We start from the raw sequence: 16882 nt of genomic DNA, 5'->3' as shown, positions 1-16882 counted from the left end.
TGAGTGTTTGATGTGTAGTTATATCTAAATAGAAAAAGGTTTCAAATGGGCAATTATTTTTTTCTTCAGGTCTTTACGGTCGTATTTGCACTCTCTATCGCAACAACAATTTTTAATAAGCGAATATTAGGTTTCCCGCAGGCAATTGGCGTACCCATCGTTTCAGCAATTTTTGTCTTCATATTGCAATGGGGAGCAAGTTTGCTGAATGGCAACCAATTTATTTCTATTAATATTCACAATATTGAAGAAGCCGTTCGTCATATTGATTTTTATGATTTTTTAGTCAATGGCGTGATCTGCTTCATTCTGACCTCATCAGCATTAAAATTTAAAGTTTCTGACTTAAAAGTATATTGGAAACCGATCAGTATTTTAGCGACGATTGCTTTGTTGCTATGTGCTGTGTTTTTTGCTGGTTTGGTTTTTGGATTCCAATATTTAATTGGCAATCCTGTTCCAATTCTCGTGTTATTACTTTTAGGTTCTGCACTTGGGGCGACTGACCCGATTGGGATTAAAGGCGTACTCAGTTCTGTGCGTGCTCCACACCATTTGATGGTTAAACTTGAAGGCGAATCACTGTTTAACGATGCAATGTGTATCGCAGTCTTTATGACTTTATTGAATGTACTTGAAGGTGAGCACTTCAGCTTGATGGCAACCTTACAAACCTTCCTTTATGAAATTGTCGTTGCAGTAATTATCGGTTGGGCATTTGGTTTAGGGATTCTGCGTCTTATGCGTGGTAAGCATGAAATGGAATCACTTATTTTGACTACTGCTTTATTAGCATGTGGTTCTTACTTGGTTGCATTATTTGCACATGCTTCCGCACCAATTGCCTGTGTGATCGGTGGTTTGATTGTTGGTAATAAATGGAAAGAAATTTTACAAGATCGTGAAATTCGTGAAGTGAATCATTTCTGGCATACTGTTGAAGGGATTATCAACTCATTCTTATTTACGCTAATCGGTCTGGAAATCTTTATTTTAGATTTAAGTACTAGTTTGATTCTTGGTGGTATATTTGCTTTCTTTGCTTTGCATTTATCACGTTTCGCCGCAAACTTTTTATCATTCGCATTTTTCCCATCATTCCGTAAAAAAAGCTATAACGGCAGCTTGGCGATTCTTTCATGGGGTGGTGTACGAGGAGGGATCTCTTTAGCATTGATCCTAGCTGTTGCCAACGTGCCTGAGCTACGTGATTACAGCAGTATCTTAATTGGTTATACATTTATTAGCGTATTGTTATCTGGCGTGGTCTGTGGCTTAGGCTTGCCTGCGGTGATGAATGCGTTCTATTACAACCCAAATGAAGAAACACAAGGATTCAAAGGGTGGTATCAGAGAATGTGTAATAAAATGAACCGTAAAGGAATTAAATATATTGTTGGTGAAGATGCTGAAGGACATGAGACGATTACCATTTATAATCCTGAAGCCTTAGTCGATAAAAAGTCTTCAGATGGTGTTGCATCTGTACATCATCCTGAAAAAGCACAAGAGGTTAAGCGATTGGAAAACCCTGCAAACTTTTAAACAAACAGCCACTTTTAAGTGGCTTTTTTATTGCCGAATGGATTGCAAAGAAAGAATTTAAGTTTGGGAAAAATAAACTTACAAACTTACTATGTCCATGACTCTATAAATATGGGTCTTAAATGTCTGGATTAAGGAGAAATTACATACTGTAATTCAAGTAAAAAAATGTGAATAAATAAACAATTTTTATTAAATACCCCTTTATTTTATAACAATATATTTAAGTCTAATTAAATAAATAACATGAATTGTAGTGTAAGTTTGCACGCTATTTATAAAAAGTGTGATAATGGTCATATTTTTAAGATATAGCGGTTGCTGTACTATCTTTTATTAAAAATAAAAGCAATGTCCAGAACACATCAAAAATAAACTTTAAAGGCTAAAATTATGACAAATATAACGATCATTGGAAAAGAAAGTCACCAAGTATTAGAGCTTGTTGGTGTAAATAAAATTAGTTTACAAGACAATTCAGTCGTCATTCTAAAAATTCCAAAAGACGATGTAAAATCAATGGTTCGAGAAGGCAATTCATTGGTCATCACACTAAAAAATGGCGAAACAATAACAATAGAGAATTATTATAATAATCAAAATAATGCGGATAACACAGTTGTTTTCCAAGAGAATGATGGATCATTATTTGTTCCAGGGGAAACGACACCTGAAGGGGTTATTGTAAATTATAATCCAATCGATTCTATAGAGCCGCTACTTTATCATGATGGTATTGCTCCTGTCGTACCTTGGATATTGGGGGCAGTTGGTGCTGGAGCGGTTGCTGCTATTGCGGGTAGTAGTGATGGTGATGATAATAAAGACACTACAGCACCAGTAAAGCCAGTAATTGACCCAATTGAAGCAGGCTCAAAAGACCCAATTAAAGGTACGGGAGAGGCAGGTGCGGAAGTCACTGTAACTTATCCGGATGGCAGTACGGTAACGGCTACCGTTGGTACAGATGGTAAATGGTCAGTGCCGAATCCAGGTTTAAAAGATGGTGATAAAGTCACTGCGGTAGTCACTGATCCAGCGGGTAATAAGTCTGATCCTGTCACTGCTGAAGTTAATGATACAACTCCACCAGATCAACCAGTGCTAAATCCAATTGAAGCGGGTTCAAAAGATCCAATTACAGGTACAGCGGAGCCTGGTTCAGAAGTTACAGTGACTTATCCAGATAAAACCACAGCCACTGTTACAGCAGGTACAGATGGTAAATGGTCGGTTGTAAACCCTGGCTTGGAAGAGGGTGAAAAAGTAACCGCAGTAGCGACTGACCCAGCAGGCAATAAGTCTGATCCTGTAACTACAGAGGTTAAAGATACAACTCCACCAGATCAGCCTGAGCTAAATCCAATTGAAGCGGGTTCAAAAGATCCAATTACTGGTACAGCAGAGCCTGGTTCAGAAGTTACAGTGACTTATCCAGATAAAACTACTGCCACTGTTACAGCGGGTACAGATGGTAAATGGAGTGTGCCGAATCCTGGTCTAAAAGAAGGTGGAGAAGTCATTGCAACAGCGACAGATCCGTCAGGTAATGAATCAAAACCAGCCACAGAAATTGTAGGAAAAGATGTTACAGCCCCTGAAACCCCAGCAGCCCCGACACAGTACTTGGACAATACCGATCCCGTACAAGGCACATTCGGTACAGGTACAAGTACCAACGATAGCACCCCAGGCTTAATCATCCCTGCACCAGCCGCGGGTGAAACACCAAAATTATATGTAGATGGCGCAGCAGTCGCTGCGACGTATGATGCAGCGACAGGCACCTTGACACCAACGACTCCGTTGTCTGAAGGTGAACATAAGCTGAGCTACACCTTGACGGATGCCGCGGGTAATGAAAGCGATCCAAGCCCAGCCTTAACATTGACTGTGGACACCCAAGCACCAGATGCACCCGTGGTGAATCCAGCCAATACACATGACCCAATTACAGGTACAGCAGAAGCAGGCAGTACGGTTAGCGTGAGCTATCCAGATGGACAAGGCGGAACGACGACTGTGACCACCACAGCAGATGCGGATGGTCACTGGAGTGTGCCAAATCCAGGCTTAAAAGACGGTGATGAAGTTACAGCGACAGCAACAGATGCCGCGGGTAACGTTTCACAGCCAGGCAATACAGTGATTGATGGTACAGCACCCACAGCGCCAGCAGCCCCGACACAGTACTTGGACAATACCGATCCCGTACAAGGCACATTCGGTACAGGTACAAGTACCAACGATAGCACCCCAGGCTTAATCATCCCTGCACCAGCCGCGGGTGAAACACCAAAATTATATGTAGATGGCGCAGCAGTCGCTGCGACGTATGATGCAGCGACAGGCACCTTGACACCAACGACTCCGTTGTCTGAAGGTGAACATAAGCTGAGCTACACCTTGACGGATGCCGCGGGTAATGAAAGCGATCCAAGCCCAGCCTTAACATTGACTGTGGACACCCAAGCACCAGATGCACCCGTGGTGAATCCAGCCAATACACATGACCCAATTACAGGTACAGCAGAAGCAGGCAGTACGGTTAGCGTGAGCTATCCAGATGGACAAGGCGGAACGACGACTGTGACCACCACAGCAGATGCGGATGGTCACTGGAGTGTGCCAAATCCAGGCTTAAAAGACGGTGATGAAGTTACAGCGACAGCAACAGATGCCGCGGGTAACGTTTCACAGCCAGGCAATACAGTGATTGATGGTACAGCACCCACAGCGCCAGCAGCCCCGACACAGTACTTGGACAATACCGATCCCGTACAAGGCACATTCGGTACAGGTACAAGTACCAACGATAGCACCCCAGGCTTAATCATCCCTGCACCAGCCGCGGGTGAAACACCAAAATTATATGTAGATGGCGCAGCAGTCGCTGCGACGTATGATGCAGCGACAGGCACCTTGACACCAACGACCCCATTGTCTGAAGGTGAACATAAGCTGAGCTACACCTTGACGGATGCCGCGGGTAATGAAAGCGATCCAAGCCCAGCCTTAACATTGACTGTGGACACCCAAGCACCAGATGCACCCGTGGTGAATCCAGCCAATACACATGACCCAATTACAGGTACAGCAGAAGCAGGCAGTACGGTTAGCGTGAGCTATCCAGATGGACAAGGCGGAACGACGACTGTGACCACCACAGCAGATGCGGATGGTCACTGGAGTGTGCCAAATCCAGGCTTAAAAGACGGTGATGAAGTTACAGCGACAGCAACAGATGCCGCGGGTAACGTTTCACAGCCAGGCAATACAGTGATTGATGGTACAGCACCCACAGCGCCAGCAGCCCCGACACAGTACTTGGACAATACCGATCCCGTACAAGGCACATTCGGTACAGGTACAAGTACCAACGATAGCACCCCAGGCTTAATCATCCCTGCACCAGCCGCGGGTGAAACACCAAAATTATATGTAGATGGCGCAGCAGTCGCTGCGACGTATGATGCAGCGACAGGCACCTTGACACCAACGACCCCGTTGTCTGAAGGTGAACATAAGCTGAGCTACACCTTGACGGATGCCGCGGGTAATGAAAGCGATCCAAGCCCAGCCTTAACATTGACTGTGGACACCCAAGCACCAGATGCACCCGTGGTGAATCCAGCCAATACACATGACCCAATTACAGGTACAGCAGAAGCAGGCAGTACGGTTAGCGTGAGCTATCCAGATGGACAAGGCGGAACGACGACTGTGACCACCACAGCAGATGCGGATGGTCACTGGAGTGTGCCAAATCCAGGCTTAAAAGACGGTGATGAAGTTACAGCGACAGCAACAGATGCCGCGGGTAACGTTTCACAGCCAGGCAATACAGTGATTGATGGTACAGCACCCACAGCGCCAGCAGCCCCGACACAGTACTTGGACAATACCGATCCCGTACAAGGCACATTCGGTACAGGTACAAGTACCAACGATAGCACCCCAGGCTTAATCATCCCTGCACCAGCCGCGGGTGAAACACCAAAATTATATGTAGATGGCGCAGCAGTCGCTGCGACGTATGATGCAGCGACAGGCACCTTGACACCAACGACTCCGTTGTCTGAAGGTGAACATAAGCTGAGCTACACCTTGACGGATGCCGCGGGTAATGAAAGCGATCCAAGCCCAGCCTTAACATTGACTGTGGACACCCAAGCACCAGATGCACCCGTGGTGAATCCAGCCAATACACATGACCCAATTACAGGTACAGCAGAAGCAGGCAGTACGGTTAGCGTGAGCTATCCAGATGGACAAGGCGGAACGACGACTGTGACCACCACAGCAGATGCGGATGGTCACTGGAGTGTGCCAAATCCAGGCTTAAAAGACGGTGATGAAGTTACAGCGACAGCAACAGATGCCGCGGGTAACGTTTCACAGCCAGGCAATACAGTGATTGATGGTACAGCACCCACAGCGCCAGCAGCCCCGACACAGTACTTGGACAATACCGATCCCGTACAAGGCACATTCGGTACAGGTACAAGTACCAACGATAGCACCCCAGGCTTAATCATCCCTGCACCAGCCGCGGGTGAAACACCAAAATTATATGTAGATGGCGCAGCAGTCGCTGCGACGTATGATGCAGCGACAGGCACCTTGACACCAACGACCCCGTTGTCTGAAGGTGAACATAAGCTGAGCTACACCTTGACGGATGCCGCGGGTAATGAAAGCGATCCAAGCCCAGCCTTAACATTGACTGTGGACACCCAAGCACCAGATGCACCCGTGGTGAATCCAGCCAATACACATGACCCAATTACAGGTACAGCAGAAGCAGGCAGTACGGTTAGCGTGAGCTATCCAGATGGACAAGGCGGAACGACGACTGTGACCACCACAGCAGATGCGGATGGTCACTGGAGTGTGCCAAATCCAGGCTTAAAAGACGGTGATGAAGTTACAGCGACAGCAACAGATGCCGCGGGTAACGTTTCACAGCCAGGCAATACAGTGATTGATGGTACAGCACCCACAGCGCCAGCAGCCCCGACACAGTACTTGGACAATACCGATCCCGTACAAGGCACATTCGGTACAGGTACAAGTACCAACGATAGCACCCCAGGCTTAATCATCCCTGCACCAGCCGCGGGTGAAACACCAAAATTATATGTAGATGGCGCAGCAGTCGCTGCGACGTATGATGCAGCGACAGGCACCTTGACACCAACGACCCCGTTGTCTGAAGGTGAACATAAGCTGAGCTACACCTTGACGGATGCCGCGGGTAATGAAAGCGATCCAAGCCCAGCCTTAACATTGACTGTGGACACCCAAGCACCAGATGCACCCGTGGTGAATCCAGCCAATACACATGACCCAATTACAGGTACAGCAGAAGCAGGCAGTACGGTTAGCGTGAGCTATCCAGATGGACAAGGCGGAACGACGACTGTGACCACCACAGCAGATGCGGATGGTCACTGGAGTGTGCCAAATCCAGGCTTAAAAGACGGTGATGAAGTTACAGCGACAGCAACAGATGCCGCGGGTAACGTTTCACAGCCAGGCAATACAGTGATTGATGGTACAGCACCCACAGCGCCAGCAGCCCCGACACAGTACTTGGACAATACCGATCCCGTACAAGGCACATTCGGTACAGGTACAAGTACCAACGATAGCACCCCAGGCTTAATCATCCCTGCACCAGCCGCGGGTGAAACACCAAAATTATATGTAGATGGCGCAGCAGTCGCTGCGACGTATGATGCAGCGACAGGCACCTTGACACCAACGACCCCATTGTCTGAAGGTGAACATAAGCTGAGCTACACCTTGACGGATGCCGCGGGTAATGAAAGCGATCCAAGCCCAGCCTTAACATTGACTGTGGACACCCAAGCACCAGATGCACCCGTGGTGAATCCAGCCAATACACATGACCCAATTACAGGTACAGCAGAAGCAGGCAGTACGGTTAGCGTGAGCTATCCAGATGGACAAGGCGGAACGACGACTGTGACCACCACAGCAGATGCGGATGGTCACTGGAGTGTGCCAAATCCAGGCTTAAAAGACGGTGATGAAGTTACAGCGACAGCAACAGATGCCGCGGGTAACGTTTCACAGCCAGGCAATACAGTGATTGATGGTACAGCACCCACAGCGCCAGCAGCCCCGACACAGTACTTGGACAATACCGATCCCGTACAAGGCACATTCGGTACAGGTACAAGTACCAACGATAGCACCCCAGGCTTAATCATCCCTGCACCAGCCGCGGGTGAAACACCAAAATTATATGTAGATGGCGCAGCAGTCGCTGCGACGTATGATGCAGCGACAGGCACCTTGACACCAACGACCCCATTGTCTGAAGGTGAACATAAGCTGAGCTACACCTTGACGGATGCCGCGGGTAATGAAAGCGATCCAAGCCCAGCCTTAACATTGACTGTGGACACCCAAGCACCAGATGCACCCGTGGTGAATCCAGCCAATACACATGACCCAATTACAGGTACAGCAGAAGCAGGCAGTACGGTTAGCGTGAGCTATCCAGATGGACAAGGCGGAACGACGACTGTGACCACCACAGCAGATGCGGATGGTCACTGGAGTGTGCCAAATCCAGGCTTAAAAGACGGTGATGAAGTTACAGCGACAGCAACAGATGCCGCGGGTAACGTTTCACAGCCAGGCAATACAGTGATTGATGGTACAGCACCCACAGCGCCAGCAGCCCCGACACAGTACTTGGACAATACCGATCCCGTACAAGGCACATTCGGTACAGGTACAAGTACCAACGATAGCACCCCAGGCTTAATCATCCCTGCACCAGCCGCGGGTGAAACACCAAAATTATATGTAGATGGCGCAGCAGTCGCTGCGACGTATGATGCAGCGACAGGCACCTTGACACCAACGACCCCATTGTCTGAAGGTGAACATAAGCTGAGCTACACCTTGACGGATGCCGCGGGTAATGAAAGCGATCCAAGCCCAGCCTTAACATTGACTGTGGACACCCAAGCACCAGATGCACCCGTGGTGAATCCAGCCAATACACATGACCCAATTACAGGTACAGCAGAAGCAGGCAGTACGGTTAGCGTGAGCTATCCAGATGGACAAGGCGGAACGACGACTGTGACCACCACAGCAGATGCGGATGGTCACTGGAGTGTGCCAAATCCAGGCTTAAAAGACGGTGATGAAGTTACAGCGACAGCAACAGATGCCGCGGGTAACGTTTCACAGCCAGGCAATACAGTGATTGATGGTACAGCACCCACAGCGCCAGCAGCCCCGACACAGTACTTGGACAATACCGATCCCGTACAAGGCACATTCGGTACAGGTACAAGTACCAACGATAGCACCCCAGGCTTAATCATCCCTGCACCAGCCGCGGGTGAAACACCAAAATTATATGTAGATGGCGCAGCAGTCGCTGCGACGTATGATGCAGCGACAGGCACCTTGACACCAACGACCCCGTTGTCTGAAGGTGAACATAAGCTGAGCTACACCTTGACGGATGCCGCGGGTAATGAAAGCGATCCAAGCCCAGCCTTAACATTGACTGTGGACACCCAAGCACCAGATGCACCCGTGGTGAATCCAGCCAATACACATGACCCAATTACAGGTACAGCAGAAGCAGGCAGTACGGTTAGCGTGAGCTATCCAGATGGACAAGGCGGAACGACGACTGTGACCACCACAGCAGATGCGGATGGTCACTGGAGTGTGCCAAATCCAGGCTTAAAAGACGGTGATGAAGTTACAGCGACAGCAACAGATGCCGCGGGTAACGTTTCACAGCCAGGCAATACAGTGATTGATGGTACAGCACCCACAGCGCCAGCAGCCCCGACACAGTACTTGGACAATACCGATCCCGTACAAGGCACATTCGGTACAGGTACAAGCACCAACGATAGCACCCCAGGCTTGATCATCCCTGCACCAGCCGCGGGTGAAACACCAAAATTATATGTAGATGGCGCAGCAGTCGCTGCGACGTATGATGCAGCGACAGGCACCTTGACACCAACGACCCCATTGTCTGAAGGTGAACATAAGCTGAGCTACACCTTGACGGATGCCGCGGGTAATGAAAGCGATCCAAGCCCAGCCTTAACATTGACTGTGGACACCCAAGCACCAGATGCACCCGTGGTGAATCCAGCCAATACACATGACCCAATTACAGGTACAGCAGAAGCAGGCAGTACGGTTAGCGTGAGCTATCCAGATGGACAAGGCGGAACGACGACTGTGACCACCACAGCAGATGCGGATGGTCACTGGAGTGTGCCAAATCCAGGCTTAAAAGACGGTGATGAAGTTACAGCGACAGCAACAGATGCCGCGGGTAACGTTTCACAGCCAGGCAATACAGTGATTGATGGTACAGCACCCACAGCGCCAGCAGCCCCGACACAGTACTTGGACAATACCGATCCCGTACAAGGCACATTCGGTACAGGTACAAGCACCAACGATAGCACCCCAGGCTTGATCATCCCTGCACCAGCCGCGGGTGAAACACCAAAATTATATGTAGATGGCGCAGCAGTCGCTGCGACGTATGATGCAGCGACAGGCACCTTGACACCAACGACCCCATTGTCTGAAGGTGAACATAAGCTGAGCTACACCTTGACGGATGCCGCGGGTAATGAAAGCGATCCAAGCCCAGCCTTAACATTGACTGTGGACACCCAAGCACCAGATGCACCCGTGGTGAATCCAGCCAATACACATGACCCAATTACAGGTACAGCAGAAGCAGGCAGTACGGTTAGCGTGAGCTATCCAGATGGACAAGGCGGAACGACGACTGTGACCACCACAGCAGATGCGGATGGTCACTGGAGTGTGCCAAATCCAGGCTTAAAAGACGGTGATGAAGTTACAGCGACAGCAACAGATGCCGCGGGTAACGTTTCACAGCCAGGCAATACAGTGATTGATGGTACAGCACCCACAGCGCCAGCAGCCCCGACACAGTACTTGGACAATACCGATCCCGTACAAGGCACATTCGGTACAGGTACAAGTACCAACGATAGCACCCCAGGCTTAATCATCCCTGCACCAGCCGCGGGTGAAACACCAAAATTGTATGTAGATGGCGCAGCAGTCGCTGCGACCTATGATGCAGCGACAGGCACCTTGACACCAACGACCCCATTGTCTGAAGGTGAACATAAGCTGAGCTACACCTTGACGGATGCAGCGGGTAATGAAAGCGATCCAAGCTCAGCATTAACATTGACTGTGGACACCATAGCGCCAACAGCGCCAGCAGCCCCGACACAGTACTTGGACAATACCGATCCCGTACAAGGCACATTCGGTACAGGTACAAGTACCAACGATAGCACCCCAGGCTTGATCATCCCTGCACCAGCCGCGGGTGAAACACCAAAATTGTATGTAGATGGCGCAGCAGTCGCTGCGACCTATGATGCAGCGACAGGCACCTTGACACCAACGACTCCGTTGTCTGAAGGTGAACATAAGCTGAGCTACACCTTGACGGATGCAGCGGGTAATGAAAGCGATCCAAGCTCAGCATTAACATTGACTGTGGACACCATAGCGCCAACAGCGCCAGCAGCCCCGACACAGTACTTGGACAATACCGATCCCGTACAAGGCACATTCGGTACAGGTACAAGTACCAACGATAGCACCCCAGGCTTGATCATCCCTGCACCAGCCGCGGGTGAAACACCAAAATTGTATGTAGATGGCGCAGCAGTCGCTGCGACCTATGATGCAGCGACAGGCACCTTGACACCAACGACTCCGTTGTCTGAAGGTGAACATAAGCTGAGCTACACCTTGACGGATGCAGCGGGTAATGAAAGCGATCCAAGCCCAGCATTAACATTGACTGTGGACACCATAGCGCCAACAGCGCCAGCAGCTCCGACACAGTACTTGGACAATACCGATCCCGTACAAGGCACATTCGGTACAGGTACAAGCACCAACGATAGCACCCCAGGCTTGATCATCCCTGCACCAGCCGCGGGTGAAACACCAAAATTGTATGTGGATGGCATCGAAGTCCCTGCAACCTATGATCCAGTTGCGGGAACCTTGACCCCAACGACTGCGTTGTCTGAAGGCGAACATGACTTAAGCTACACCTTGACGGATGCAGCGGGTAATGAAAGCGATCCAAGCCCAGCATTAACATTGACTGTGGACACCATAGCACCAACAGCGCCAGCAGCCCCGACACAGTACTTGGACAATACCGATCCCGTACAAGGCACATTCGGTACAGGTACAAGCACCAACGATAGCACCCCAGGCTTGATCATCCCTACACCAGCCGCGGGTGAAACACCAAAATTGTATGTAGATGGCGCAGCAGTCGCTGCGACGTATGATGCAGCGACAGGCACCTTGACACCAACGACTCCGTTGTCTGAAGGTGAACATAAGCTGAGCTACACCTTGACGGATGCCGCGGGTAATGAAAGCGATCCAAGCTCAGCATTAACATTGACTGTGGACACCATAGCGCCAACAGCGCCAGCAGCTCCGACACAGTACTTGGACAATACCGATCCCGTACAAGGCACATTCGGTACAGGTACAAGCACCAACGATAGCACCCCAGGCTTGATCATCCCTGCACCAGCCGCGGGTGAAACACCAAAATTGTATGTAGATGGCGCAGCAGTCGCTGCGACCTATGATGCAGCGACAGGCACCTTGACACCAACGACTCCGTTGTCTGAAGGTGAACATAAGCTGAGCTACACCTTGACGGATGCAGCGGGTAATGAAAGCGATCCAAGCCCAGCATTAACATTGACTGTGGACACCATAGCGCCAACAGCGCCAGCAGCTCCGACACAGTACTTGGACAATACCGATCCCGTACAAGGCACATTCGGTACAGGTACAAGTACCAACGATAGCACCCCAGGCTTGATCATCCCTGCACCAGCCGCGGGTGAAACACCAAAATTGTATGTGGATGGCGCAGCAGTCGCTGCGACGTATGATGCAGCGACAGGCACCTTGACACCAACGACTCCGTTGTCTGAAGGCGAACATGACTTAAGCTACACCTTGACGGATGCAGCGGGTAATGAAAGCGATCCAAGCCCAGCATTAACCTTGACGGTGGACACCATAGCGCCAACAGCGCCAGCAGCCCCGACACAGTACTTGGATAATACCGATCCCGTACAAGGCACATTCGGTACAGGTACAAGCACCAACGATAGCACCCCAGGCTTGATCATCCCTGCACCAGCCGCGGGTGAAACACCGAAATTGTATGTGGATGGCATCGAAGTCCCTGCAACCTATGATCCAGTTGCGGGAACCTTGACCCCAACGACTGCGTTGTCTGAAGGCGAACATGACTTAAGCTACACCTTGACGGATGTCGCGGGTAATGAAAGCGATCCAAGCCCAGCATTAACCTTGACTGTGGACACCATAGCGCCAACAGCGCCAGTAGCCCCGAGTCAGTACTTGGACAATACCGATCCCGTACAAGGCACATTCGGTACAGGTACAAGTACCAACGATAGCACCCCAGGCTTGATCATCCCTGCACCAGCCGCGGGTGAAACACCAAAATTGTATGTGGATGGCGCAGCAGTCGCTGCGACGTATGATGCAGCGACAGGCACCTTGACACCAACGACTCCGTTGTCTGAAGGTGAACATGACTTAAGCTACACCTTGACGGATGCAGCGGGTAATGAAAGCGATCCAAGCCCAGCATTAACCTTGACGGTGGACACCATAGCGCCAACAGCGCCAGTAGCCCCGAGTCAGTACTTGGACAATACCGATCCCGTACAAGGCACATTCGGTACAGGTACTACAACCAACGATAGCACCCCAGGCTTGATCATCCCTGCACCAGCCGCGGGTGAAACACCAAAATTGTATGTGGATGGCGCAGCAGTCGCTGCGACGTATGATGCAGCGACAGGCACCTTGACACCAACGACTGCGTTGTCTGAAGGTGAACATAAGCTGAGCTACACCTTGACGGATGCAGCGGGTAATGAAAGCGATCCAAGCCCAGCATTAACCTTGACGGTGGACACCATAGCGCCAACAGCGCCAGTAGCCCCGAGTCAGTACTTGGACAATACCGATCCCGTACAAGGCACATTCGGTACAGGTACAAGCACCAACGATAGCACCCCAGGCTTGATCATCCCTGCACCAGCCGCGGGTGAAACACCAAAATTGTATGTAGATGGCGCAGCAGTCGATGCGACCTATGATGCAGCGACAGGCACCTTGACCCCAACGACTCCGTTGTCTGAAGGTGAACATAAGCTGAGCTACACCTTGACGGATGCAGCGGGTAATGAAAGCGATCCAAGCCCAGCATTAACATTGACTGTGGACACCATAGCGCCAACAGCGCCAGCAGCCCCGACACAGTACTTGGACAATACCGATCCCGTACAAGGCACATTCGGTACAGGTACAAGCACCAACGATAGCACCCCAGGCTTGATCATCCCTGCACCAGCCGCGGGTGAAACACCAAAATTGTATGTAGATGGCGCAGCAGTCGCTGCGACCTATGATGCAACGACAGGCACCTTGACACCAACGACTCCGTTGTCTGAAGGTGAACATAAGCTGAGCTACACCTTGACGGATGCAGCGGGTAATGAAAGCGATCCAAGCCCAGCATTAACATTGACTGTGAACACAACAGCGCCAACAGCCCCAATATTAACGCTAGCTGAAGATACAGGTCTTGCAGATGGTATTACTTCTAATGACACCGTAAATGTAACTGGTTTAGAGCCAGGTGCTACATGGGAATACAGAACCGATGGTGGTGCTTGGTTGCCAGGAGGCAGTAGTACAAGTTTTAACTTACCTGAAGGAAAATACACTGCCGGACAAGTAGAAGTTCGACAAACTGATGCTGCGGGTAATGTAAGCCAAGTAGGTCAATTACCAGCGACTACAATAGATAAAACAATTGCAACTCCAGTGATCATCGTTCAAGAAACTGGTAAGTCTAGTACTGATAACATCACTATGAATACAACTTTGCTTGTGTCAAACATCGAAGAAGGTGCGATGTGGGAATATAGTTTAGATGGAGGTACTAGCTGGACTACTGGTACGAGTAGTAATAGCTTTAAAGCTGCATCAGATACCACATATGATGCTGGTAAAATTCAAGTCAGACAGACAGATGTGGCTGGAAATACTGCAACAGGTATGAATGCTACAAAGATTGTATTTGACAACAGTATACTTACTCCTTTCTTGGAATTCGAAGAAGATACAGCTCGTTTGGGTGGCACTAATGATGATGGAGTGACAAAAAATGGAAAAGTCATATTGTCGAATCTAGATCCAGATCTTGATTATTGGGAATATACAATCGATGGTGGTGATACTTGGATTGGTGGAGAAGGTAATTCATTTGTACTACCACAAGGAACTTATACTGATTATGACCTTCTAGTAAGAGTGGTAAATATTGCTGGTCAATCAAGTGAGGGATATTTTTACCAAACAGTTACTGTCGATACAACGATTGCAACTCCAGTGATCATCGTTCAAGAAACTGGTAAGTCTAGTACTGATAACATCACTATGAATACAACTTTGCTTGTGTCAAACATCGAAGAAGGTGCGATGTGGGAATATAGTTTAGATGGAGGTACTAGCTGGACTACTGGTACGAGTAGCAATAGCTTTAAAGCGGCATCAGATACCACATATGATGCTGGTAAAATTCAAGTCAGACAGACAGATGTGGCTGGAAATACTGCAACAGGTATGAATGCTACAAAGATTGTATTTGACAATAGTATACTTACTCCTTTCCTTGAATTTGAAGAAGACACTGCTCGTTTGGGTGGCACTAATGATGATGGAGTGACAAAAAATGGAAAAGTCATATTGTCGAATCTAGATCCAGATCTTGATTATTGGGAATATACAATCGATGGTGGTGATACTTGGATTGGTGGAGAAGGTAATTCATTTGTACTACCACAAGGAACTTATACTGATTATGACCTTCTAGTAAGAGTGGTAAATATTGCTGGTCAATCGAGTGAGGGATATTTTTATGAAACAGTTACAGTCGATACTACGATTCCAGATGTTGCAATTGATCCTATTGTAGATTCGACGAGTCCGATTACAGGTACAGCAGAAGGAAACTCTGTGGTAATTGTCAACGTAATCGTAAATGGTGTAAAAGGTTCAGATCAATATGTCTCTGCTGATCCAGCTGGAAATTGGTCTATTTCGATTCCAGGCTTAATGCCAGGACAAAGTGTATCAGCAGTTTCAGTGGATCAAGCAGGGAATAGAAGTATTGTTGCGACTGAGACAGTACCAGATGCTACGCCATCAACTTCATTTGCATCTAAACAATATGTAGATAATGTTGCTTCAGATACAGGAACGGATGGTGCAACTGCGAAGAGCAATGATGCGACACCAAATAGCTCACTCGCTGATGATAGCGGAACCTCTAGTTCGGAAAATTCATCAGATGTGGCAAGTACCCCATCAACTTTTAATGGAAGTAGCACAGATGAAGTCTTCCAAGGTAATGCGGGTAACGATACTTATAATATGGGTACTACAGGTGGCAGTGATACGATCTACTTCGCGTTATTAAATGCAAGTCACGACACCGGTGGTAATGGTATTGACCAAGCAAATAACTTCAAAATTGGTAAAATAGAAACGGATGCCAATGCAGATGTTATAGATATTCATGAATTATTGAATGATAAAATTTCTAATGCTCTACATACAGACAGCACAGGTAAAGTAACATTAGATCCATCATCTAACCTTACTGAATACGTCAATGTAACTTATGATGGTACGAATACTCATGTTCAAATTGACCGTGATGGTAAAGCTGGTACAACACATACATTTACAGATGTGCTTATTTTGAATGATGTGAAAACAGACCTATTAACATTGATCCAAAACAACCAATTAATCATTTAATTTAAACGGTTTTAAAGAAAAGGATGCTTCGGCATCCTTTTTTATTTTTAGCAGTAATTGATACACTTTATGGCTTATTTATATACAAGTTTAATATGCTATAGGGTGAACCTAAATTGAAATGATTAATCATTCATAGTGTATAAGAGGATTAATCTATCCAAATGAATCAAAATGGAAAATTATTAATTTAGAGAACATTGATTTAAAAATAATCAACTTAACAATCAAAAATCATGATTGCTTCATGCCTTAAATAATTACAATGGGTGCTGATAGAGATGGATCCGTAAATTTGAACAACTCCTATAAGTGATATTCTGCTCCTCAAATGATGTTATAA

Annotated in this window: 1 protein-coding gene and 1 pseudogene; both read left to right on the top strand. The window is 48.2% G+C overall.

Annotation, left to right across the window (positions count from 1 at the left end):
* Nucleotides 1-45: 45 nt before the first annotated feature.
* The gene (locus tag BEN71_RS13845; protein WP_068974695.1) at nucleotides 46-1545 is read left to right on the top strand and encodes a cation:proton antiporter; all 1500 of its coding nucleotides are present in this window, start codon (nucleotides 46-48) and stop codon (nucleotides 1543-1545) included.
* Nucleotides 1546-1998: 453 nt separating this feature from the next.
* Nucleotides 1999-16470 (top strand): annotated as a pseudogene (locus tag BEN71_RS13840) (Ig-like domain-containing protein); the annotation flags it as partial.
* Nucleotides 16471-16882: the final 412 nt, after the last annotated feature.

Source organism: Acinetobacter wuhouensis (genome assembly GCF_001696605.3).
Taxonomy (GTDB): Bacteria; Pseudomonadota; Gammaproteobacteria; order Pseudomonadales; family Moraxellaceae; genus Acinetobacter; species Acinetobacter wuhouensis.
Note: the sequence above shows the minus strand (reverse complement) of the source record. Positions and strands in the feature narration are given on the sequence as shown.

Coding starts and splice junctions, on each gene's coding strand:
- BEN71_RS13845 (WP_068974695.1), top strand. CDS start 46: ATGGGCAATTATTTTTTTCTTCAGGTCTTTACGGTCGTATTTGCACTC.